Source organism: Stenotrophomonas sp. MMGLT7, assembly GCF_021168555.1.
Taxonomy (GTDB): Bacteria; Pseudomonadota; Gammaproteobacteria; order Xanthomonadales; family Xanthomonadaceae; genus MMGLT7.
In genome coordinates this window covers 28,706-50,145 of record NZ_JAJOZS010000013.1, presented here as the reverse complement: position 1 = coordinate 50,145, position 21,440 = coordinate 28,706, and the positions used below count along the sequence as shown (strand labels likewise).

At 69.2% G+C, this 21,440-nt stretch carries 20 protein-coding genes; 8 read left to right on the top strand and 12 right to left on the bottom strand.

Translation table 11 applies throughout. The features are described from left to right. The first annotated feature begins 232 nt into the window (after positions 1-232). Entirely contained in the window at positions 233-2,065 is a 1,833-nt protein-coding gene (locus LRX76_RS14760) for an ABC transporter ATP-binding protein (RefSeq protein ID WP_231806391.1), read from the top strand. Between the two features lie 343 nt (positions 2,066-2,408). Here the strand turns inward: LRX76_RS14760 and trbK are convergent, their stop codons facing one another. The 3 genes from trbK to LRX76_RS14745 form a co-directional block, all read right to left on the bottom strand. Continuing rightward, positions 2,409-2,879 carry an entry exclusion lipoprotein TrbK gene (gene trbK / locus LRX76_RS18845; protein ID WP_231806390.1) on the bottom strand — a complete coding sequence of 157 codons (471 nt, stop codon included), beginning with the start codon at positions 2,877-2,879 and terminating at the stop codon, positions 2,409-2,411. A gap of 133 nt (positions 2,880-3,012) precedes the next feature. Further along, positions 3,013-4,818, bottom strand: a complete 1,806-nt coding sequence (locus LRX76_RS14750) for a DUF885 domain-containing protein (protein ID WP_231806389.1) — start codon at positions 4,816-4,818, stop codon at positions 3,013-3,015. Positions 4,819-5,048: 230 nt separating this feature from the next. Then, positions 5,049-5,342, bottom strand: a complete 294-nt coding sequence (locus LRX76_RS14745; RefSeq protein WP_231806388.1) for a hypothetical protein — start codon at positions 5,340-5,342, stop codon at positions 5,049-5,051. A gap of 192 nt (positions 5,343-5,534) precedes the next feature. Here LRX76_RS14745 and LRX76_RS14740 point away from each other — a divergent pair, with 192 nt between their 5' ends. Beyond that, a complete protein-coding gene (locus tag LRX76_RS14740; RefSeq protein WP_231806387.1) occupies positions 5,535-6,653 on the top strand; it encodes an NADH:flavin oxidoreductase in 1,119 nt (372 codons plus the stop codon). 22 nt (positions 6,654-6,675) lie between these two features. Here the strand turns inward: LRX76_RS14740 and LRX76_RS14735 are convergent, their stop codons facing one another. Then, positions 6,676-7,659 (bottom strand): LysR substrate-binding domain-containing protein, encoded by a 984-nt coding sequence (locus LRX76_RS14735; RefSeq protein ID WP_231806386.1) that lies wholly within the window; start codon positions 7,657-7,659, stop codon positions 6,676-6,678. A 179-nt stretch (positions 7,660-7,838) separates the two neighbouring features. On the opposite strand from LRX76_RS14735, the gene LRX76_RS14730 reads away from it, so the two are divergent. Both LRX76_RS14730 and LRX76_RS14725 read left to right on the top strand, forming a co-directional pair. Further along, the gene (locus tag LRX76_RS14730; RefSeq protein ID WP_231806385.1) at positions 7,839-8,720 is read left to right on the top strand and encodes a DMT family transporter; all 882 of its coding nucleotides are present in this window, start codon (positions 7,839-7,841) and stop codon (positions 8,718-8,720) included. A 282-nt stretch (positions 8,721-9,002) separates the two neighbouring features. Next, complete coding sequence (locus tag LRX76_RS14725; RefSeq protein WP_231806384.1) at positions 9,003-10,043, top strand: zinc-dependent alcohol dehydrogenase family protein; 1,041 nt, start codon at positions 9,003-9,005, stop codon at positions 10,041-10,043. A 131-nt stretch (positions 10,044-10,174) separates the two neighbouring features. Here LRX76_RS14725 and LRX76_RS14720 read toward each other — a convergent pair whose 3' ends face one another. Then, entirely contained in the window at positions 10,175-11,083 is a 909-nt protein-coding gene (locus LRX76_RS14720) for a peptidylprolyl isomerase (protein WP_231806383.1), read from the bottom strand. A 273-nt stretch (positions 11,084-11,356) separates the two neighbouring features. On the opposite strand from LRX76_RS14720, the gene LRX76_RS14715 reads away from it, so the two are divergent. After that, positions 11,357-11,722: a PadR family transcriptional regulator gene (locus tag LRX76_RS14715; protein ID WP_231806382.1), complete on the top strand. Its 366-nt coding sequence runs from the start codon at positions 11,357-11,359 to the stop codon at positions 11,720-11,722. Beyond that, complete coding sequence (locus LRX76_RS14710; protein WP_231806381.1) at positions 11,719-12,636, top strand: sensor domain-containing protein; 918 nt, start codon at positions 11,719-11,721, stop codon at positions 12,634-12,636. Before LRX76_RS14715 ends, LRX76_RS14710 begins: the two co-directional genes overlap by 4 nt. A gap of 288 nt (positions 12,637-12,924) precedes the next feature. Here the strand turns inward: LRX76_RS14710 and phaZ are convergent, their stop codons facing one another. Beyond that, complete coding sequence (gene phaZ / locus LRX76_RS14705; RefSeq protein WP_231806380.1) at positions 12,925-14,247, bottom strand: polyhydroxyalkanoate depolymerase; 1,323 nt, start codon at positions 14,245-14,247, stop codon at positions 12,925-12,927. Between the two features lie 94 nt (positions 14,248-14,341). Next, positions 14,342-14,941: a class I SAM-dependent methyltransferase gene (locus tag LRX76_RS14700; protein WP_231806379.1), complete on the bottom strand. Its 600-nt coding sequence runs from the start codon at positions 14,939-14,941 to the stop codon at positions 14,342-14,344. Positions 14,942-15,005: 64 nt separating this feature from the next. On the opposite strand from LRX76_RS14700, the gene LRX76_RS14695 reads away from it, so the two are divergent. Then, the gene (locus tag LRX76_RS14695) at positions 15,006-15,458 is read left to right on the top strand and encodes a CopD family protein (protein ID WP_231806378.1); all 453 of its coding nucleotides are present in this window, start codon (positions 15,006-15,008) and stop codon (positions 15,456-15,458) included. Between the two features lie 116 nt (positions 15,459-15,574). On the opposite strand, the gene LRX76_RS14690 is transcribed toward LRX76_RS14695, so the two are convergent. From LRX76_RS14690 to LRX76_RS14670, 5 genes are all read right to left on the bottom strand, one after another. Further along, positions 15,575-16,897 (bottom strand): carbohydrate porin, encoded by a 1,323-nt coding sequence (locus LRX76_RS14690; RefSeq protein ID WP_231806377.1) that lies wholly within the window; start codon positions 16,895-16,897, stop codon positions 15,575-15,577. Positions 16,898-17,047: 150 nt separating this feature from the next. Beyond that, positions 17,048-17,488: a pyridoxamine 5'-phosphate oxidase family protein gene (locus tag LRX76_RS14685; protein ID WP_231806376.1), complete on the bottom strand. Its 441-nt coding sequence runs from the start codon at positions 17,486-17,488 to the stop codon at positions 17,048-17,050. Positions 17,489-17,517: 29 nt separating this feature from the next. Continuing rightward, complete coding sequence (locus LRX76_RS14680) at positions 17,518-18,237, bottom strand: DUF554 domain-containing protein (RefSeq protein WP_231806375.1); 720 nt, start codon at positions 18,235-18,237, stop codon at positions 17,518-17,520. Next, positions 18,231-18,833, bottom strand: coding sequence for a UbiX family flavin prenyltransferase (locus LRX76_RS14675; RefSeq protein ID WP_231806374.1), 603 nt, complete (start codon positions 18,831-18,833; stop codon positions 18,231-18,233). The genes LRX76_RS14680 and LRX76_RS14675 overlap by 7 nt, the downstream gene beginning before the upstream one ends. Positions 18,834-18,846: 13 nt before the next feature. Then, positions 18,847-20,343: a UbiD family decarboxylase gene (locus LRX76_RS14670; protein WP_231806373.1), complete on the bottom strand. Its 1,497-nt coding sequence runs from the start codon at positions 20,341-20,343 to the stop codon at positions 18,847-18,849. Between the two features lie 129 nt (positions 20,344-20,472). Here LRX76_RS14670 and LRX76_RS14665 point away from each other — a divergent pair, with 129 nt between their 5' ends. Then, a complete protein-coding gene (locus LRX76_RS14665) occupies positions 20,473-21,399 on the top strand; it encodes a LysR substrate-binding domain-containing protein (protein ID WP_231806372.1) in 927 nt (308 codons plus the stop codon). Positions 21,400-21,440 lie beyond the last annotated feature (41 nt).

The window sequence follows — 21,440 nt, the reverse complement described above, 5'->3', positions numbered from 1 at the left end:
CAGCCCGTTCGAGTTTCCTCGTGTGAAAGACCTGTAGGAGCGACTTCAGTCGCGATCGGGCTTTACCGGTAGGGCCTCATCGCGACTGAAGTCGCTCCTACAGGGGGCTGCTGCGCCGTGGCGATACACGGTGGCCCGGTCGCGGCCGCACGGACCGCTGCAGCGCCTCCGTCGCCTGGCCGCGACATCGGCGGATGCGATACTCCGCTGTCTCCCCCCGTCATCCATGCCGATGTTCCGCTGGTTCGAATCCCTGATCGAGGTCTTTCCCAAGCCCGAGACGCGCATGCCGCCGCGATCGGTGTGGCGCTTCTACCTGCACTACCTGGGGCCGATCTGGCCGCTGCTGCTGGCCACGCTGGTGGCCGGACTGCTGCTGGCGCTGGTGGAGGTGGCCATGTTCGACTTCCTCGGTCGCATCGTCGACATGGTCGCCGAGCGGCCGGGGCCGGATTTCTTCGCCCGCCACGGCGACGAGCTGCTGTGGATGGCGGTCGTGGTGCTGGTGGCGCGGCCGCTGCTGACCGCACTGCACAACCTGCTGGTCAACCAGGCCATCGTGCCGGGGCTGAGCAACCGCGCGCGCTGGCTGATGCACAACTACGTGGTGCGGCAGAGCCTGGCGTTCTTCCAGGGCGACTTCGCCGGGCGCATCGCCAACCGGGTGATGCAGACCGGTAACTCGCTGCGCGAATCGGCGGTGCAGATGGTCGACGCGCTCTGGTACATCGTGGTCTACACCGGCAGCGCATTGTGGCTGTTCGGCCGCGCCGATCCGTGGCTGATGGCGCCGCTGCTGCTGTGGCTGGTGGCCTACGTGGCGCTGATGGCGTACTTCGTGCCGCGGATGAAGACGCGTGCCTGGATCGTCTCGGACGCGCGCTCGCGGGCGATGGGGCGCATCGTCGACGGCTACACCAACATCCCCACGCTCAAGCTGTTCGCCGATGCCGGCCGCGAGCAGGCCTACGTGCGCGAGTCGATCGACGAGCTGGCGGTCAAGCATCGCGCGCAGACACGGGTGACCACGGCGATGGATACCTCCATCGCCATCCTCAACGGCTTCCTGATCGCCGGCACCTGCGCGCTGGCGCTGTGGCTGTGGAGCCGCGGGCAGGTGAGCGTGGGCGCGATCACCGTGGCCACCGGGCTGGTGATCCGCATCCACAACATGTCCGGCTGGATCATGTGGACGGTCAACGGCATCTTCGAGGACATCGGCTCGGTGCAGGACGGCATGCAGACCATCGCCCGGCCGCTCACGGTGCAGGACGCGGCCGACGCTCGGCCGCTGCGGGTGACGCGCGGCGAAGTGCGCTTCGAGGACATCCATTTCCACTACGGCAAGCGCGATGGGGTGATCGCGGGGCTGGACCTGGAGGTGCGCCCGGGCGAGAAGATCGGCCTGGTGGGGCCGTCGGGCGCCGGCAAGTCCACCCTGGTCAACCTGCTGCTGCGGCTGTACGAGCTGGAAAGCGGGCGCATCCTGATCGACGGGCAGGACATCGCCCATGTCGGCCAGGAAAGCCTGCGCCGGCAGATCGGCGTGGTGACCCAGGACACCTCGCTGCTGCATCGCTCGATCCGCGACAACCTGCTGTACGGCCGTCCCGACGCCAGCGAGGCGCAGCTGCGCGAGGCGGTGGCCAAGGCACGCGCGGACGGCTTCATCGACGCGCTGGTCGATGGCGAGGGCCGGCGCGGCTACGAGGCCCATGTCGGCGAGCGCGGGGTCAAGCTGTCCGGCGGCCAGCGCCAGCGCATCGCCATCGCCCGGGTGCTGCTCAAGGACGCGCCGATCCTGGTGCTGGACGAAGCGACCTCGGCGCTGGATTCGGAGGTGGAGGCAGCCATCCAGGACAGCCTGGACACGCTGATGGGCGGCAAGACGGTGATCGTCATCGCCCACCGCCTGTCCACCATCGCGCGCATGGACCGGCTGGTGGTGATGGACCAGGGCCGCATCGTCGAGAGCGGCAGCCATGCCGAGCTGATCGCCCATGGCGGCCTGTACGCGCGCCTGTGGGCGCGGCAGACCGGCGGCTTCGTCGCGGCCTCGGCCTGATTGCCGGTGCCGGCCGCAAGGGCCGGCGGGCGAAGACCGCCGGAGGCGCATGAAGCTTGCCGCTTCGCGTGCCCAGGGCGGTGTCAGGCCTTGCGTCGCCGGAGGGGCCACACGGCCCACGATCGCTGCCGACGGCGGGCCGGCGAACCCGATCGTCACTGCGATCCCCGGCGGGACGGTCTTCAGCGTCCTGTCCGGCGGTTCGTCAACGGGCAGGAACGCCGGGGGGCTCGGGTCCGGCGCCGGGACGGGTCTGGCGCCGGGAAAGGGGATATTGCAAGCCGGCCAGTCCGTCGCACCGGGCCGGCAGGGGCGGTACGGGGGCCGGCAGCCCCCGGATGCCTCACCAGGTCTTCGGCTCCGACGGCTTGTGGTCGCCACGACGAAGGCACTGCGCTACCAGGTCGTCGCGCGACTTTCCTTGCGGCAAGGTCTTCCAGTGTTCCGCCGTGCACGTCTCGTCGCTGACTTCGTACTTCTTTTCCGAAGCGGAATCGCCACCGCAACCAGCCAGCATCGATCCCATCAGAACACCAACCAACAGTCCCTTGGACGTAGCCACTCCTGTCTCCATACGAGATATATCGGAGGCGATATGGTAGCGGCTCACTGTCAGGGGACGGAGCGGGGGCGCTCGCGAGTCTTCGCCAGGTCCGATGTCCGGTTTCCGTGGGCTGTGCTCGACGCCTTCGGCCGGGCCATCGCCGAGATCCTGCAGCGCGACGATCGCATGCCGCAGCGGCTGATCGGGCGGGGCAGCCAACCTGCCGTCGTCGGCGTACAGCGGCGCATCCGCCGACTGCGGGCCGAGCACGTGATCGCCGGCAACGTCGTGCCGGTGGATCGGCGACGGGCTGGTGGACCGGGGCCGTGCCGCCGACGCCCGCGAACCGGCCGGCCCGCGCGTCGGCGGCGTGGGGGCCGGCCTTCGTTGCGGTGCGGCGGTGCTACTGGATCGGCTCGTCCAGCATCAGCGCACGCACGTAGCGCACCGGCGGCGCGCCGTAGGACAGTACCTGGTCGTGGTAGGCCTTCAGTTCGAACCTGTCGCCGAGCCTGTCCTGCATCGCCTTGCGCAGGTCCAGGTGCTCCTGCGCGCCGACGAAGTAGGTCGGCAGCTGCGCCGAGGTGAGCTGCGCACGCACCCACTTGCCGGCCGCCTCGCTCTCCTGCTGGAAGGCGTCGTGGGTCATCAGGTGCATGGCCTGCTCGCGGTTCCAGCCGTCCACCTGCACGCCCTGGTCGAGCAGGGCGTTGGCGATCGTGCGCAGATAGAACTTGAGCTGCACCAGGTGGAACAGCGGGTCGCCGCCGAGGTAGCCCTGCTCCTGCATCATCCGCTCGGTGTAGACCGCCCAGCCCTCGGCGAACATGCCCGAGCGCAGCACCGCGCGCAGCGTCGACGGGAACTTGGAGGAGTGCCAGCCTTCCAGGTAGTGGCCCGGCGTGCCCTCGTGGATGGACAGCAGGTGGATCATCCGCGAGTTGTATTCGCGCAGGAACGAATCGACCTGCGCCTGCGACCAGTCGTCGGGGATCGGCGAGATCGCGTAGAAGGTCTTGAGGTTCTTGTCCAGCGGGCCGGGCGAGTCGCAGTAGGCCACCGCCACGCCGCGCTGGAACTCGGGCATCAGGATGATGTCCACCGGCGCGTCGGGCAGGGTGACCAGGTCCTTCTCGCGCACGAAGGCGGTGGACGACTGCAGCGCGGCCTCGGCGTCGGCCACCACCTTGTCGCGCGCCGGGCGCTCGGCATAGGCCAGTTCCAGCGCGGCTTCGATGGCGGCCTGGCGCTGGTCGTCGCTGGGCTGCTCGGGCAGGGCGGGAGCGCCAGGCCGGTCTTTCAGTACGTCGCGGGCGATGCCGTACATGTCGCCGCGCACGCGCGCCAGTTCGGATTCGGCGCGCTGCTTGATCTCGGCGCGCGACAGCGACGAGGACAGGGCGAACTTCAGCTTCTGGTCGTACTTTTCCGCGCCGATGCGGAAGTCGCCGCGGGCATTGGGCACCAGGGTCTGGTCCAGCCAGGTCTGCTGCTCGGCCACGGCCTGCTTCAGGCCTTCGATGGCCGCCCGCAGGCGCTCGGCATCGGCCTGCGGCAGTTCGCCGATGTGCGGGGTGATGAAGGTATCGACGATGCTCAGGATGCCGGCATTCTGCTTGGCCACGGTCTCGGCGTGGATCTTCGGCACGCGCGCCGGGTCCAGGTTCTCGCGCGCCTGGGCGAAGATTCGCGGGATCTTCTCGATGCGCGCGGTGGCCGATTTCAGCCGTTCCGGCAGCGGCGCGAACTCGCGCGCCATCAGTCCGTAGATCGCGCTCCCGGCCAGGCCGTTGTAGACCTGCGGGTCCCAGGCCCAGCCCTGCAGTACCTCGCTGTTCCAGATGTCGGACTGCAGCTGGTTGCGCAGGATCGCCGCGTCCACCTGGTTCTCGCGCGACAGCCCGGCCACGTCGATCGCATCCAGCTCGGCCAGCAGCTGCTTGCCCAGTTCCAGGCCCTTCTGCCGGCCGGCGGCGCTGAGGTCGTCGATCTCGCTGTCGTAGCGATGGTCGCCGATCTGGGTGGCGCCGATGGGCGAGAGCTGCAGCCAGGCCTCCAGCGCACGCTGGGACAGCTCGGCAAAGCGCGCGTCGGTGGCGGCATCGCCGGCGTCCGCGGCGGCGGTGGAGGGAGCGGGGGCCGGGGATTCGGCCTTCTGGCATGCAGCGAGGGAGGCGAGCAGGGCGGCGGCGAGCAGGGTGCGGCGCATGGCGTGGCATCTCGGTCGGAAAGACACCCAGCATAGCCATCCGGCGCCGGCCCCGCACACGCCGACGGATGGCGCGATCGTCGTATCCGCGAGCGGAACGCAGGCGCGCCCCTGACTGCAGCAGGCAACCCGTGAACGCAGCGCACCCGGGGCGACAGCAGGCCTTCTGCCGCGAGGGTCATCCCGGGTGCGCCGCGCTTACCCGGGCCGCGGCATGCGCATAGGTACCGTCAGCCCTCGTCGGTCTCGAACTCGACGACCAGGCCGTGGCGGATGGCCGCTTCCTGCAGCACGTCGCGCACCTTCGCGGCCGTGCTCGGGTTCGGTGCGTCGATCTCGAGTTCGTGCGTGCCGGGGCCGATGTCGTCGCTCAGGCCGGCGGAGCTGGAATCCTCGTCGTCCATGTGCGGCATCAGGTCGGCGATCTCCTCGATGCGCTCGATGCCGTCCAGGTCGTTGACCAGGTCGGTGACCAGACGCACGTCGTCATCGGTCCCGGTGATGCGCAGGCGTAGCGTGGGCATGTGGGTTCTTCCTGTCGTGGTGAAGGGCGACCGTAGCAGGCGGCAGGTGAAAGGTCTGCGTCAGCGGCTGCGCCAGGGCGTCGTTGGGCCCGGGTGGATCGGTGCATCCCGCCGGTGTCGCCGCCGCGGGCCTTGTCTGCCCGGTTCCGGCGCTTATCTTCCGGAGGTCCCCCCCACGGCAAGAGAGTCCTCGTGTCCGCATCCGCATCAGACGTGCTGTTCCGTCCGTTCCGCTTCAAGTCGCTGGCGCTGCCCAACCGCATCGTGATGGCGCCGATGACCCGCTGCTTCTCGCCCGAAGGCGTACCGGGGGAGAACGTGGCCGCCTACTACCGTCGCCGCGCCGAGGACGGCGTGGGCCTGATCCTGTCCGAAGGCACCGTGGTCGACCGGCCGGCCTCGCGCAACGAGCCGAATATCCCGTTCTTCCACGGCGAGGCCGCGCTGGAGGGCTGGGCCGGCGTGGTCGAGGCCGTGCACGCGGCCGGCGGCCGCATCGGGCCGCAGCTCTGGCATACCGGCGCCACCCGCGGCAACAGCGGCTGGAAGCCGCCGGTGCCGGTGGAAAGTCCCTCGGGCCTCAACGGTCCGGACGATCCGAACGGCGTGGCGATGAGCGAGCAGGACATCGCCGACACCATCGCCGCGTTCGCCCGCGCGGCGGCCGATGCGCAGCGGCTCGGCTTCGACGTGGCCGAGATCCACGGCGCGCACGGCTACCTGATCGACCAGTTCTTCTGGGCGGGGAGCAACCGCCGCACCGACGCCTGGGGCGGGGCGACGCTGCGCGAGCGCGCGCGTTTCGCAGCCGAGGTACTGAAGGCCGTGCGCGCGGCAGTCGGGCCGGACTTCCCGATCCTGCTGCGGGTGAGCCAGTGGAAGCAGCAGGACTACAAGGCGAAGCTGGCGACCACGCCCGACGAGATGGCCGATTGGCTGGTGCCGCTGGTGGAGGCCGGCGCGGACATCCTGCACTGCTCGCAGCGGCGCTTCTGGGAGCCGGAGTTCCCGGAGATCGACGGTGAGCGGGGCCTCAATTTCGCCGGCTGGGCGAAGAAGCTCACCGGCGCGCCGACCGTCTCGGTCGGCTCGGTGGGCCTGTCCGGCGATTTCCTCGCGGCCTTCGGCGGCGAGCATTCGCATGCGGTCGGTCTGCAGGAACTGGAGCGGCGCATGGAGCGCGAGGAGTTCGACCTGATCGCGGTCGGACGCGCCATCCTGGCCGACCCGCACTGGGTCGGCAAGGTCCGTGGCGGCGACACCGCGGACCTGCACGATTTCGACCCGGCGGCGCTGGCTACGCTGGTCTGAGCCTGCTTCGGCCGGGCCCGCTTCAGTCGGGTCCGGCCGGCAGCGGCCGGCGCCGCCGCTGCCCGCCCACGGAAGGCACGGCCTGGCCGAGCAGCTCGGCCGGCAGCGCCGGGATCGGGGTGCGCTCGTCGGCGGCCTCGCGGCGCAGCCAGTCGATGAACGACTGCGCCGCCGGGCCGGGCATGCGGTGCGATGGATGCACGATGTAGTAGGCGTAGCGCGCCTTCAGCGCCGGTCCGGGCAGGCGCACCAGTTCGTAGCGCTGCAGGTAGGGCTGGGCGATGTGGGTGCGCGCCAGCGCGGCGCCCATGCCATAGACGGCCGCGCGCATCGCGTCGGTGCTGTCGTTGAAGGTGATCTGCGGTGGCGGGACCGGCCCGCGCACCTCGGCGGCGCGGAACCACTCGGGCCAGCCCTGCGGGGAGAGGTCGTCCAGCAGCGGCAGCGCGGCGATGCCGGCCGCATCGCGCAGGGCGACCGCCTCCGGCAGCGCGGGCGAGGCCACCGGGAACATCTCGTCCTGCATCAGCAGGTGCGCGGTCAGCCCCGGCCAGTGGCCCAGGCCGTAGCGGATGCCCAGCTCCGGGCCGCCGCTGTCGAAGCGCGAGAACGCGCTGTCGGTCTGGATGTCCAGGCGCACGTGCGGATGGGCGCGGCGGAAGCGCGGCAGCCGCGGCAGCAGCCAGCAGTAGGACAGCGAACGCAGCGTGGACACGCGCAGCGGCGTGCCCTGGGCGGCCGGCGACAGGCGGGTGGCGACGGCGTCGAGGTCGGCCATCGCGGCGGTGGCGGCATCGGCCAGGCGCCGGCCCTCGGCGGTCAGCAGCACGCCTCGGGCATGGCGCTGGAACAGCGGTGCGCCGAGCTGGGCCTCGAGCTTGCGGATGTGGTGGCTGACCGCGCTGGCGGTCAGGTGCAGTTCCTCGGCGGCACGGGCGAAGTTGAGGTGGCGCGCGGCGGTGGCGAACACGCCCAGTGCGGGCAGCAGGGTCGGACGCAGGTGCATCGAGACATGAGCAGGATTTGTGGCTTGCCCCGATACTACGCGCTTGTCGCGGCCCGGCGCGGCCCCGATGCTGGTCGCCGTCCCCCTCACCCACGACATCCCGCAATGCCCGACCCGTCCCGCTGTCCGCGCACCGTCTGCGTGCTGCTTGCCTTCCTCGATCCGGCCGGAGCGCTGGCATGAGCGCCGCCCCGGGCCTGTCCGTGCCCGCCCGCGACTGGCGCACGCTGCTGGAACTGGGCGGGCTCGGCCTGGTGTGGGGCAGCTCGTTCCTGTTCATGCGCATCGCCGCGCCGGCGTTCGGCCCGTTCGCGCTGGTGGAGCTGCGGCTGGCGCTGGGGGCGGTGGTGCTGTTGCCGTTCCTGTGGATGGCGCGCCGGCACTTCCCGGTGCGGCGCTGGCCCGGCCTGGCCGCGATCGGCGTGCTGAACTCGATGCTGCCGTTCCTGCTGTTCGCCTGGGGGGCGCAGCGTGCACCGGCGGCGATCGGCGCCATCTGCAACGCGATGACGGTGCTGTTCACCGCGCTGATCGCGTTCCTGTTCTTCGGCGAGCGCATCGGTACGCGGCGCTCGCTGGCGCTGCTGGTGGGGTTCGTCGGCGTGCTGGTGCTGGCCACCGGCAAGTCGGCCGGGCTGAGCGTCGGCCCGGCCGCGGCGGCAGGCACGCTGGCCTCGCTGTGCTACGGCATCGGCTACAACCTGGTGAAGCGGCACATGGCCGGCCTGCCGCCGGCGGCCTCGGCCGCCGCCACGCTGGGCAGCAGTGCGCTGCTGCTGGCGCCGCTTGCCTGGCTGCATTGGCCGGCGGCGACGCCGCCGCCGCACGCCTGGGCCAGCGCGGCAATGCTCGGCGTGCTCTGCACGGGTCTGGCCTACCTGGTGTACTACCGGCTGATCCAGCGCATCGGTCCGGCACGCGCCTCCACCGTGACCTACCTGGTGCCGGTGTTCGGCGCGCTGCTGGCATGGGCGCTGCTGGGCGAGCCGCTGACCTGGACGATGCTGCTGGCGGCCCTGCTGATCCTGGGCAGCGTGGCCTTCAGCCAGCGCGTTCGCTAGGGCATTCTCCCCGCAGATGGTGCCGTCGTCCCCGCGCAGGCGGGGACCTACCTGGTGCCTTTCCCGGCCAGATCGCGGTCGAGCACCGGGGCTCCCGCCTCCGGACAGACGATGCAGGGGCCGTTCCGCAGGTACGTGGCCCGAAAATGCGCCGGTGTCGCGTCCGCTGGCCCCATGCTTGCCTCGACTGGCATTGCGGCGTCACGAATGTTGATCTGGATCAAGTACGCCCGCCGGCGGCGGGGCCAGTATGGGAGACGGCCCCAAAGAGGAGGATTCCCCATGAAAGCGCTCGTCTACCGCGGTCCCGGCAACAAGGAATGGGCGGAGAAGGACAAGCCGGCCCTGCAGCATTCCACCGATGCCATCGTGCGCATCACCCACACCACCATCTGCGGCACCGACCTGCACATCCTCAAGGGCGACGTGCCCGAGGTGGTGGAAGGGCTGACCCTCGGCCACGAGGGCGTGGGCGTGGTCGAGCAGGTCGGCGAGGCGGTCTCCAACTTCAGGGCCGGCGACCGCGTGCTGATCTCCTGCATCACCTCGTGCGGGCGCTGCGACTACTGCAAGAAGCAGCTGTACGCCCATTGCAGCGACGGCGGCTGGGTCCTCGGCCACATGATCGACGGCACCCAGGCCGAGTACGTGCGCATCCCGCATGCCGACAACAGTCTGTACCCGGCACCGGCGGAGGTGGACCCGGAGGCGCTGGTGATGCTCAGCGACATCCTGCCCACCGGCTTCGAGATCGGCGTGCTCGCCGGCAAGGTGCAGCCGGGCGACACCGTGGCGATCGTCGGCGCCGGCCCGATCGGCATGGCGGTGCTGCTGACGGCGCAGTTCTACTCGCCCTCGCGCATCATCATGGTCGATACCGATCCGGCGCGGCTGGAGGTGTCGCGCCGCTTCGGCGCCACCGACATCGTCGATGCCGGCAGTGGCGACGCGGTGGAGGCGATCATGGCGCTGACCGGCGGCAAGGGCGTGGACGTGGCAGTGGAGGCGGTGGGCATTCCGGCCACCTTCGACACCTGCCAGTCGGTCATCGCCCCGGGCGGGCGCATCGCCAACGTCGGCGTGCACGGCAAGCCGGTTGAACTGCGGCTGGAGAAGCTGTGGATCCGCAACATCACCCTGGCGACCGGGCTGGTGTGCACCTTCAGCACGCCGATGCTGCTGCAGACCGTGGCCTCGGGCAAGGTGAAGCCTGAGCAGCTGGTGACCCACCGCTTCGCGCTGGACGATATCGAGCAGGCCTATACGGTGTTCGGCAACGCCGCGCAGGAGAAGGCGATGAAGGTGATCCTGCAGGCGGCGTGACGGGCCGGCCATTGCGTAGAGCGGAGCTTGCTCCGCTGCTCCGCTCTACGAAACCGGGTAGGCTGGGTAAAGCGTATCCGGGGAAGTGGCGAGCGGATCGCGGCAGCGGACCGTGACGGTCGAGGCCGCGATCAGGCCGCCGGCGGCGCACGCACCGGCAGCGGCACGTTGCACAGGTCGATGTGCCCGGCCGGGCGCCTGTAGAAATCGTCCACGCGGTTGCGCCGGGCCTCGACCACGTCGCGGAAGGTGCGGCTGTCGGTACGCAGCAGCTGCAGCGGCGTGCGTTCGGCCTCGGGCACGTCGCTGGCCAGGCGGATGGCACGGATCGGCGTGCGCTGCGCCGGGTCCTCGTAGAAGCCCATCGGCTCGGGTCCGCGCGCGATCGTGCTCAGCAGCTCCATGCCCTTCACCACGCGCCCGACCACGGTGATGTTGTCGTCCAGCTGGCGCGGCGACTGGCCGATGACCACGTACAGTTCGGCGCCGATGCTGCTGTCGTCGGCATTGTTGCGGCCGGCGCCGACCGCGCCGTAGCAGTGCGCCAGCCAGGTGCGGTCGCGGGCCGGGTCGCGGCCGACCGGGAACCCCTCGCTGAAACCGACCTGCGGCGCCCAGCCGTCGCTGTCGGGCAGGCGCTCGAACGGCAGCGTGCCGATCGGGCGCGAGAATTCGGCCGGCAGGTGGGTTCGGGCGCTGCCCAGCGGCCTGGCCTTGCCCGGCTCCTCGCCGTCGGCGTCTCCGAACTGCACCACGAAGTTGTCCTGCGCGCGGTAGATGCTCAGCCCGTCCCAGAAACGCTCGTGCGCCAGGGTGCGGATGTTGCCCACGTGCGCGGGGGCGAAGTCCGGCGCCAGCTCGATGACCACGCGCCCGCCGGCCAGTTCCATGTAGAGCGTGTCGGCCGGGTCCAGGGTGCGCCAGTCGCTGGCCGGTGAGGCTTCGAGGATCTGTTGCGGACTGCGGTAGGCGGTGGCGGCGCCGGCCAGCAGGGGGGCGAGGGCGAGGGCCAGCGACAGTAGGGCGAGGCGGGGTTTCATCGGCGGTCCGGGCGGGTGCGGGAACGGTCGATTCTCGTCGAAGCGGAGCGGGGCGCGCCAGCGCGGGTGGGGGGCGGATGACTATCGGCACATTCGGTATAGCTAAGTTCGTAATAGTGTTGACTGCAATGTAGTGAGGCGGGGGGGGCGGCGGCATTACTGGCGGCTTTCCCTCACCCCACCATCGGCGCTGCCGATGGTCCCCCCCCTCCCGCGGGGCGGGAGAGGGACGTCGGTGTCGCTTCGCGACGTTTTTTTTTCTGGGAGACCCGGTTGAGCGAACCCGATGGCCAGCTTCGCAAGTTCCAGAAGGAGCTCAGCGCCGGCACCGTGTCGCTGGCCTTGCTGGCGGTGCTGGCGCAGGCCGGCGAGCCGCTGTACGGCTACCTGATCGCCAAGCGCCTGGAGCGGGTCGGCGAGGGCGTGCTGAGCGGCAAGCAGAGCGCGCTGTACCCGGTGCTGCGCAACCTGGAAGGCGCCGGGCTGCTGCTCAGCCACGTCGAGCCGTCGCTGTCCGGGCCGCCGCGCCGCTACTACCGCATCACCGATGAAGGGCGCCAGGCATTGCGGCAATGGGCCGCTGCCTGGCGCGCCACCCGCGATTCCGTCGATTCCGTCCTGGAGGGAATACCCGAATGAACACCGAAGCAAGCGCGGGCCGGCCGTTGCCGACCTCCATCCCCGAATACCTGGCGCAGCTGCGGCAGGCGCTGGCCGGCGCCGATCCGGCGATGATCCAGGACGCGATGTACGACGCCGAGGAATACCTGCGCTCCGAACTGGCCGAACAGTCCGGCAAGAGCGAGGCCGAGGTGATCGCCGCGGTGGCCGGCAGCTACGGCGCCCCGGAGGAGGTGGCCGACATCTACCGCCAGACCGAGGTGACGGTGACGCGCGCGCTGCGCCCGCCGCTGCCGCCGCGCCGGCAATCGGCGCTCGGCAAGTTCTTCGGCGTGGCCGCCGATCCGCGCACCTACGGCGCGCTGTTCTACATGCTGCTGTCGCTGGCCACCGGCATCTTCTACTTCACCTGGGTGGTGACCGGGGCCAGCATCTCGCTGCCGCTGCTGGTATTGATCGTCGGCGTGCCGCTGCTGGTGCTGTTCCTGGGCTCCACCCGGCTGCTGTCGCTGGTGGAGGGGCGCATCGTCGAGACCCTGCTGGGCGTGCGCATGCCGCGCCGGCCGGTCTACACCGAGCGCGAGCGGCCCTGGCTGGCGCGCATCGGCGCGATCTTCACCGACCCGCGGACCTGGAGCACGCTGCTGTACTTCCTGCTGATGCTGCCGCTGGGGATCTGCTACTTCACGGTGACGGTGACGCTGTTGTCCCTGAGCGCCTCGCTGCTGCTGTCGCCGCTGGGCCTGTTCAGCGACTATGCCGGCGTGTGGGTGGACGGGCACAACGTGCTGCACGACCTGCCGTGGGCGCTGCCGTTCGTCTTCGTCGCCGGGGTGGCGTTGCTGTTCGCCACCCTGCACCTGGCGCGGGGCCTCGGCCACCTGCATGGCCAGCTGGCCAAGCATCTGCTGGTGAGGGGCAGCGAGGGTTGAGGGAGGTTCCCCATCGATAGCATCCCGGTCACGCTCATTGCAGCGGTTGCAGCAGCGACCGGTAGGAGCGACCCGTAGGAGCGACTTCAGTCGCGATGGGGCTCTACCGGTGAAGCCCCATCGCGACTGAAGTCGCTCCTACATCGCTTCTGCAGGGGGCTGCGCTTTCGCCGCAATCGTGCCCACTGCCACCGATCGCCGTGGCTCCCCGCGACACCAAGGAAGAGTGGTTTCGACGGATCGAGCCCCGGCGAGGATGCGACAGGTGGGGAATGGGGAATCCCGCGATCAGCCGGCGCTGCCGCCGCGGCGCCTGCGGATCGGGGTGACCTTGGCGCTCGTCGCCGGCTCTGCCTGGCGGTTGCCGGCATGGGCGGCGATGAAGTCGCGCACCTGCGGGTAGATCACGTCGCGCCAGCGGCGGCCGCTGAAGATGCCGTAGTGGCCGGCGCCCTCGGCGACGATATGGCGATGCCGCCCGGCGGGAATGCCGGTGCACAGCGCATGCACGGCCTCGGTCTGGCCGAGGCCGGCGATGTCGTCCAGCTCGCCCTCGATGCTGAGCAGCGCGGTGTTGCGGATCGCCGCCGGCCTGACCAGTTCGCCGCCGACCTTCCACTTGCCGCGCGGCAGCAGGAAGTCCTGGAACACCACCTTGATCGTGTCCAGGTAATAGCGCGCCGGCATGTCCAGCACCGCGTTGTACTCGTCGTAGAACGCGCGGTGCGACTGCGCGTCCTCGAGGTCGCCCTTGACCAGGTTGGAATAGAAGTCCCAGTGCGACATCACGTGCCTGCTGGGATTCATCGACAGGAAGCCGGCATGCTGCAGGAAGCCCGGGTACACCTGCCGGCCATGGCCGGGATACGGCTGCGGCACGCTGTGGATGACGTTGTTCTCGAACCACGACAGCGGATTGCGCGTGGCCAGGTTGTTGACCGCGGTGGGGCTGCGGCGGGCATCGATCGGCCCACCCATCATCACCAGGGAATCCGGCGTGGCCTCGCCGTTGTCGGCCATCAGCGATACCGCCGCCAGCACCGGCACGGTCGGCTGGCACACGCTGATCACGTGCAGCTGCGGCTGGCGCTGGGCGATATGGCGGATGAACTCCTGCACGTAGGCGACGTAGTCGTCCAGGCCGAAATCGCCCTCGCTGGCCGGCACCATGCGCGCATCGATCCAGTCGGTGACATAGACCTTGTGGTCGCGCAGCAGCGTGCGCACGGTGTCGCGCAGCAGCGTGGCGTGGTGGCCCGACAGCGGCGCGACCACCAGCACCGCCGGCTGCCGCTTGAGCGCGGCCACCACCTCGGCGTCGTCGCTGAAGCGCTTGAAGCGCAGCAGCCGGCAGAACGGCTTGGCCATCGCCTCCTGCTCGATCACCGGCAGCGGGTGGCCGTCGACCTCGACGTCGTTCAGGGCCCAGGCCGGCTTCTCGTAGTCCTTGCCCAGCCGATGCAGCAGCTCGTTGCTGGCGGCCACGCGCTCGGCACCGGGCAGGTTCGACCACCAGCTGTTGGGGTCGGCGAAGATCTTCGCCGTGGCCTGTGCCTGGTGGACCCAGGGCGCCATCAGCGTCCGGGTCAGCTCGTGCAGTTGATAAAGCATCGGGGCCGTCCTTCGCAACGTCTGTGCTGCCGCGCAGCATAACCGTGTTGGCGCATTTGCACCTTAATGGGGCAGGGGCCGGCGCCCGCAGGCATCAGCCCCGCTCCAGTGCCGATGCCTGGCCGGCCAGCGCCGGCGACAGCCAGCAGTGCGAGCCCAGTGCGGTGAAGCCTTGCGCGGCCAGTTCGCGCCGGTACCAGGCGGCCTTGCGCGGCTGGAATCCGGCGTGGTCGCCCTCGAACTCGTCCTCGGCGCAGAAGGTCTCCAGGAACGCCACCCCGCCGCACAGCTCGGCCAGCCCGGGCAGGCCCTGGCGCAGCTCGCGCGTGGGCAGGTAGTGGATGACGTCCGAGCACACCAGCAGGTCGGCCGGCGCGCACGGCCGCAGCCAGGCGAAGTCGCCGAAACGGGCCGGGTGCAGGTTGCGGCTGCGGCCGTAGCGGCGCACCGCGTAGTCGCTGCCGTCGAAGCCCAGGTACCGCAGCCGCGGCCGCAGCTGCAGCAGCGGCGCGCGCCAGGCGCCTTCGCCGCAGCCGATGTCGAGCACGCTGCGGATCGGGCGCTCGAGGTAGTGCTCGGCTGCCGCGACCGCCAGCGCGACCTTGCGCCGCAGGCGCGCGCGATCGTGCAGCCTTGCCTCGCGATACCAGTGCTGGAAATACTCGCGGTCGTACTGCTTGTCGGTCATGGGCATGGGCTTGCGTGGCCGTATCGGCGAAAATGCGCGCCATCCTACGCGAGCCGAGTGGTGCCAGCACATGAACCTGTACCTGTGGGTCAAGACGTTCCACCTGCTTTTCGTCATCGCCTGGATGGCGGCCGTGTTCTACCTGCCGCGGATCCTGGTCAACATCGCCGAGGCGCAGGGGCAGGCCGAGGTGCAGGCGCGGCTGGTGCTGATGGGGCAGCGGCTGTACCGCTTCGGCCACATCATGCTGGGGCTGGGGCTGATACTGGGCGCGGTGCTGTGGCTGGGCTATCGCTTCCTGCCGGACTTCCCGACCATGGTCGGTCCCGGCACCCACTGGATGCACGGCAAGCTGGCGCTGGTGGTGCTGATCCTGGTCCACTACGTGATCGCCGGGCGCTGGCTGAAGGGCGTGGACAAGGGGCGTGCGCTGCCTTCCTCGCGCGCGCTGCGGCTGTTCAACGAGATCCCGGTGCTGGCGCTGGTCGCGGTGATCTGGCTGGTGCTGTTCAAGCCGTTCTGAGGCCGTTCGCGATCTTCCGCAGGAGCGACCGGGCTCTATCGGTAGAGCCCGGTCGCGACTGAAGTCGCTCCTACGGTCGCTCCTGCTGTTGCTCGGGGCGGCCCCAGGGCCCGGCGTCAGAACTTCACCCGGACCTGGAAGCCGATGGCCAGGGCGTTGTCGATGGCCTTGTTGCTGAAGGTGCCGGGGTTGACCAGGTACTGCACGTCCGGGCGCAGGGTCAGCCACGGGCTGACCTCGAACGAGTAGGAGGCTTCCCAAAGCTCCTGTGCCTGCAGGAGCTGCCAGTCCGGATCCACGATCAGGCCCAGCGCCTGCCGTTCGAGCTGCTGGTTGACGATGTGCCGGTTGAGCGAGGCGCGCACGTAGGCCAGGGCGACGCCGTCGTTCGGACGCGCCTGGAACAGGCCCCGGTAGACCAGTCCGGCCGAACTCCAGGTGTGGATCGCCGAGGTCGTCTGCGACTGCCGGGTGTAGTGGGCGAATACGCTGAGGCCGCCGTCGACGGCATTGTTGGTCAGCTTCTGGCTGGCCATCACGTAGGCGCCGTCGCGGTGGTTGGCGGTGCGGCCGCTGCGGTCGCCGACCATCGCGGCCGGGGCGCTGCCGTAGTAGTAGCCCACCTTGTAGTCGCCCGGGTAGTGGCTGTGGCTGGCGCTGCCCGGGGTCCACTGCAGCTCGACCGGGTAGGTATGGCCGGGCGAGCCGCCCACGTGCAGCCTCCAGCTGTTCTCCTTGAGCGAGTACTTGCTGTTGTCGATCACCAGGCCGGCGCGCAGCGCCAGCTCCGGGGTGGCCTGCACGGTGACGTGGGTGTTCCAGCGCGAGTTCGGGAAGTTGCCCCAGCCGGAATTGGTCGACAGCGTCATCGGGTGGCCGGTCAGGCCGCCGTTGACGAAGTTGGTGGCGATGCCCGGGGAGGCGAAGAAGTTGCCGATGGAGTAGAAGCCGATGCGCCAGTTGACCTTGCCGTCGAGGAAGTTCTGGTCGTAGGAGACCTCGGCCCAGTGGGTCCTGCTGGTGCCGTAGCTCCAGGACACCGGCATGTAGCTGTTGCCGACCAGTTCGGTCGACGGGTCGCCGCCATGGCGGTCGTCGATGGTCACGTGGACGCGGGCATCGCCCCAGAAGCTGGTCAGCTTGCCCAGGTCGAAGTCGACGCCGACCTGCGCCTGGGTGGCGCCGCGATAGCCATGCTCGATGCCGCCGCTGTTGACGTTGAAGCCTTCGTAGATCACGCCGCCGCGGAACTCGATGCCCTTGTCGTGGAGTTCGCTGCGCGTGCCGCCCCAGTCGCCGGTCAGGGTCTTGCCGGTGTACAGGTCGGTCTGTGCGCCGGCTTCGGCGGCCGTGCCCAGCGATGGGTGGGCGGCCAGCGCGGTCGCCACCAGCCATGGCAGGACCGCGTGCCGTGGGAGGCCATGGATGTATGCGTTCATGGTGTTGCCTCGTCTTCGTCTCGTTTCGTCATCGCGTCGAGGGCGTAACGGCCCCGGCGCGGGCAGAAGACAGAAATTTGCTGGCTCGTCTGGTGTATGTGAGGCGCCTGTCTGTCCGCGCCGGGGTGATGACGAGATGCGACGCGGGGCTCACCCGCCCTCGGGGTTGTCCCACAGCAGCTTGTTGCCGAAGCCCTTGCGGTTGTCGGTCAGCTTCAGCTGCGCCAGCCGGATCTCCCAGATCGGGGCGGACATGCCCCGGGCCTGGGGGAAGCGCGCGTAGTACAGGTCCAGCGCCGCCCGCTGCTCGTCCGGGTCCTCCAGGACCCGGACCGATCCGCGGAACTGCAGCCCGCAGACCTCGGAGATGAGCAGCGGCTGGCCGGCAACGGTGCCGGCGACGTCTGCATTGGCCAGCAGCATCTGGCCATGCAGGGTCTCGGTGGCGGTGAGGAACAGGAAGCGCCGTGCCTGCTCGTCGTGGGCGAAGAAGGCGCTGGCGGCCCATGTCGTGCCGTTGGCGTGCATGGCCAGCGACAGGACATGATGATCGGCCAGGAAGGCGCGGATCGGTTCGGGCAGGCTCGACATCGCAGTGCTCCTCGTGTGGCGGTCCGGCGTCATCCGATGTACCGGGTCCATAGCGCCGACAGCGGCATCGCGATCACCAGCGCCGGGATCAGGTTGGCGACCGGGAAGGCCTTGATGCCGCAGATCCGGAAACCGGTCGCGAGCATCAGCAACCCGCCCACCGCCGAGAAGTCGGCCTGCATGATCGGCGTGGTCAGCGGCACGATCAGCACTGCGCTGAAGGCCAGGGCGAGCTGGATGGCGACCTGCGGGATCGCGATCGTGGCAACGGAGTAACCCAGCGCGGTGGCGAAGATCATCGAGGTGAAGAAGTCGAGGATCGACTTGGTGACCAGGATCGACGAGTCGCCGGTCATGCCTTCGTGCATCGCACCGAAGATGCCGGTGCCGCTGGCGCAGAACAGCACGGTGATGGCGACGAACTTCTCCAGGAACTGCTCCTGGGTGAGCTCGCCCTTGGGCACGGGCAGCAGCCGGTCGATCACGCCGCGGGTGCTGGCGGCAGCCTTGCCGATGCCTTTCTCCAGGTAGATCAGCTCGCCGATGATCAGGCCGACGATGCCCGAGAGCACGACGACCTGCAGGTGCGAGAGCTTCATGATCATCACCACCGCCATGACCATCGACGGTATGCCGAAGAATGGAGCCAGGGAGGTGCGAAGGCGCTCGGGCAGCTTGTTGGCCAGGGCGGCGCCGGCGATGGCGCCGACCAGGGTGGCCGCGCCGTTTACATAGGGTCCGACTAGCATGATGTTTCCCCTTCTGCAGTGATTGCGGTGAGGGTCTCGCCCCACCGCGGCAACGTTGTGGATTCGAAGCCGAGCAGGCCGATGGCCCGGGCGGCGCTGTGGGTGACGATCTGGTCGATCGATTGCGGGCCGGCATACAGCGCCGGTACCGGCGGGAACACGATTGCCCCGTATTCGGTGACGGTGGCCATGTTGCGGATGTGGCCCAGGTGCAGCGGCGTTTCGCGGGTCATCAGCACCAGCCGGCGCCGTTCCTTCAGCACCACGTCGGCGGCGCGGGTGAGCAGGTTGTCGGTGACGCCGCTGGCGATCGCCGCCAGGGTGTGCATCGAGCACGGCGCCACCAGCATGCCGACGGTCCGGAACGAACCGCTGGAGATCGCCGCGCCGACCGCGCCGGTGGGATAGAACACGTCCGCCAGCGCGATCACGTCGTCGCGCGACATCGTGGTCTCGTGTTCGCGGGTGAGTCCGGCGGCGTTGGACATCACCAGATGGGTCTCGGCACCCAGCTCCCGGAGGAGCTGGAGTGCCTTGACGCCATACTGGAAGCCGGTGGCACCGCTGATGCCGATGATGACTCTGGGCTTCTGCATGGCCTTGCTCCGGTTACGTCTTGTTGAAGCCGGGGACGAAGCGGCTGACGTCCACTTCCATGAAGTTCGAGCGCTCGAAGTGGCTCTTCAGCTTGAACGGCACGGTGCAGTCGAAGATCGTCTTGCACGACTGGCCGACCTCGCGGATGCTCGGGCTGAACTCCGGCGTCTGCGACGGATCGAGCGGATGGCAGCGCACGCCCGGGATGAGCACCGTGCTGACGTCGCCCTGGAAGCGGGTCTGCATCGCCCACAGCACATCGTCGGTGTCGAACAGGTCCACGTCCTCGTCCACCAGGATCACGTGCTTGAGCTCGGGGAACGCGGAGAAGGCCAGCAGCGCGGCCTGGCGCTGGCGTCCCTCGTCGACCGGCGCGGACTTCTTGAACTGCATCACCGCCAGCAGCTTGCCGCCGCCGGAAGAGTGCGCGAACACGTTCTGCAGCTTGCCCGGCATCGCCCGGCCGACCATGTCCAGGATGCTGGCCTCGGTCGGGATGCCGGCCATGTTGACGTGCTCCTGGCCCGGGCCGACGGTGGTCTGCAGGATCGGGTTGGTGCGGTAGCGCACGGCCTTGACCTTGATGATCGGCAGCGCCGGCTTGGCATCGCCGGTATAGCCGGGGAACTCGGGCATGGCCTTGCCGGTGTCGGTGTTCTGGTCCTCGCGCACGCGCACCGTCGGCAGCAGCTCGCCCTCGATCACCACCTCGGCATGGGCGATCGCCCGCTCCGGGATGGTCAGGCACGGCGCCAGTTCGACCGCGTGGCCGCGCAGGGCGCCGGCGATGCCCAGTTCGTCGAAGCCCAGCGGCGTGGTCGGCGGCTCGAAGCAGGCGGCGACGTAGATGGCCGGGTCGACGCCGATGCTGATCGAGATCGGCAGCGGCTTGCCGGCGGCTTCGGCCTTCTGGCGGAAGGCGTCGATGTGCCGGCCGGGGGTCAGCCACATCGACAGCTCGTCCTTGCTCTGCACGCACAGGCGGTGGATGGTGACGTCGGACTCGCCGGTCTCCGGATCGGAGGCGTAGCACAGGCCCATGGTGATGAACGGGCCGGCGTCCTCGGGGGTGTTGGTGGGCGCGGGCAGCAGGGTGCGCAGGTCGAAGTCCGCGTCGGAGGCCAGGTGCACCACGTCCTGCAGGGCCTTGTCGGCGCCGACGGTGACCGGGGCGATCACGTTCTGCACCGAATCCTTGAGCAGGAAGCCCAGCTTGTCCGGGTCGGCGCCGAGCAGCAGGCCGACGCGCTTGCGCGAGCCGAGCATGCCGATGACCACGCGGAAATCCGGGTAGCCCTTCACCTTGTTGAACATCATCACCGGCCCGCCGATCTGGGTCGGACGGCGACAGGTGCCACCGGCGCCGACGTAGCGGTAGACACCGGACAGCTCGGCCTCCGGGTCGACCTGCTCGTTGGTCTCGATGTACTCGCCTTCGTGCTGCTTGAGGAGTTCGATCGCCGAGCGCAGGTCGGTGATCGGGGTAGCGTTGACGTTTTTGCTGCTCATTTTTGAGTCTCCGCGATTAGGGATTTTTCGCTGGCCTACTTGCCGGAACGGATAATCTCCCCCACCCGTATCTGCGAACAATGATTAGAATCAAATAATCAATTAACATTTATTGATAATATTGAAATTATGAAAGATCTACTAACCTCCGTTTCTCTCCGCCGCCTGCAGGTTTTCCTCGCGGTGTGTGATACGCAGCACATGGCACGCGCGGCCGAGCGCCTGGGCGTCGCGCAACCGGCCTTGAGCCAGCAGATCGGTGCCCTGGAACAGGCGCTGGGCGTCAAACTTTTCCATCGCCGCAACCGCGGCATCGACCTGACCGAAGCAGGGCAGGCGTGTCGCATCGAAGCGCAGCGTTTGCTGGCACTGCACCATGGCGCGATCGACGCGGTCCGGCGTACGGCGAAAGGCGAGGTCGGGCGTATCGCGCTCGGCTATGTCGGTACGGCGATGTTCTCGCGCACTTTCCCGGCACAGCTCAAGGCCATGCGCGAGGCATTCCCGGACGTGGAGTTCTTCCTGCGCGAAGGCAGCATCGCAACGCAGCTTGCCGGCCTGGAGTCGGGCGAGCTGGACGTGGCGCTGGTGCGTGCGCCCGTCCACATGGAGATGCCGCTGCGGCACCGGTTCCATTCCCGGCAGGAGCTGGTGGTGATCCTGCCGAGCGACCACCCGCTGGCCAACTGGGAGAAGGTCCCGATCGAAAGCCTGGCAACGGAACCGATGATCGGATTCCCGGACCTGGACGACGTCGGCATCGGGCGCGTGGTCACGCAACTGGCGGCCGCGGCTGGGTGCAAGATCCAGGTCAAGTGGCGGGTGACGGAGATCGGCAGCATCCTCGGGCTGGTCGCCGCGGGCCTCGGCTACGGCATCGTCCCCCGCGACGTGGCGATGTATGCGCGGCCCTGGACCGTGATGCGTCCACTGGCCGAGCCCAATGCCTATTCGGATTGCTGGCTGGTGTGGAACGAACAGAGGGAAACGCCGGTACTGAACCGGTTTCTCGAGATCGCGATGCCGGAGGAAGAGACCGAGGCCGATGGCCGTTGAATGCGTTGCCTGGACGACGGCGCGACGCCGTGGTCATGGCC

Excerpts from the sequence above, each read along its gene's own strand:
- LRX76_RS14680 (WP_231806375.1), bottom strand. The coding sequence starts at position 18,237 with ATGCTAGTCGGACCCTATGTAAACGGCGCGGCCACCCTGGTCGGCGCC.
- LRX76_RS14700 (WP_231806379.1), bottom strand. The coding sequence starts at position 14,941 with ATGCCCATGACCGACAAGCAGTACGACCGCGAGTATTTCCAGCACTGG.
- LRX76_RS14735 (WP_231806386.1), bottom strand. The coding sequence starts at position 7,659 with ATGCACCTGCGTCCGACCCTGCTGCCCGCACTGGGCGTGTTCGCCACC.
- LRX76_RS14710 (WP_231806381.1), top strand. The coding sequence starts at position 11,719 with ATGAACACCGAAGCAAGCGCGGGCCGGCCGTTGCCGACCTCCATCCCC.
- LRX76_RS14685 (WP_231806376.1), bottom strand. The coding sequence starts at position 17,488 with ATGTCGAGCCTGCCCGAACCGATCCGCGCCTTCCTGGCCGATCATCAT.
- LRX76_RS14670 (WP_231806373.1), bottom strand. The coding sequence starts at position 20,343 with ATGAGCAGCAAAAACGTCAACGCTACCCCGATCACCGACCTGCGCTCG.
- LRX76_RS14675 (WP_231806374.1), bottom strand. The coding sequence starts at position 18,833 with ATGCAGAAGCCCAGAGTCATCATCGGCATCAGCGGTGCCACCGGCTTC.
- LRX76_RS14690 (WP_231806377.1), bottom strand. The coding sequence starts at position 16,897 with ATGAACGCATACATCCATGGCCTCCCACGGCACGCGGTCCTGCCATGG.
- phaZ (WP_231806380.1), bottom strand. The coding sequence starts at position 14,247 with ATGCTTTATCAACTGCACGAGCTGACCCGGACGCTGATGGCGCCCTGG.
- LRX76_RS14665 (WP_231806372.1), top strand. The coding sequence starts at position 20,473 with ATGAAAGATCTACTAACCTCCGTTTCTCTCCGCCGCCTGCAGGTTTTC.
- LRX76_RS14745 (WP_231806388.1), bottom strand. The coding sequence starts at position 5,342 with ATGCCCACGCTACGCCTGCGCATCACCGGGACCGATGACGACGTGCGT.
- LRX76_RS14730 (WP_231806385.1), top strand. The coding sequence starts at position 7,839 with ATGAGCGCCGCCCCGGGCCTGTCCGTGCCCGCCCGCGACTGGCGCACG.
- LRX76_RS14760 (WP_231806391.1), top strand. The coding sequence starts at position 233 with ATGTTCCGCTGGTTCGAATCCCTGATCGAGGTCTTTCCCAAGCCCGAG.
- LRX76_RS14725 (WP_231806384.1), top strand. The coding sequence starts at position 9,003 with ATGAAAGCGCTCGTCTACCGCGGTCCCGGCAACAAGGAATGGGCGGAG.
- LRX76_RS14695 (WP_231806378.1), top strand. The coding sequence starts at position 15,006 with ATGAACCTGTACCTGTGGGTCAAGACGTTCCACCTGCTTTTCGTCATC.
- LRX76_RS14750 (WP_231806389.1), bottom strand. The coding sequence starts at position 4,818 with ATGCGCCGCACCCTGCTCGCCGCCGCCCTGCTCGCCTCCCTCGCTGCA.
- LRX76_RS14720 (WP_231806383.1), bottom strand. The coding sequence starts at position 11,083 with ATGAAACCCCGCCTCGCCCTACTGTCGCTGGCCCTCGCCCTCGCCCCC.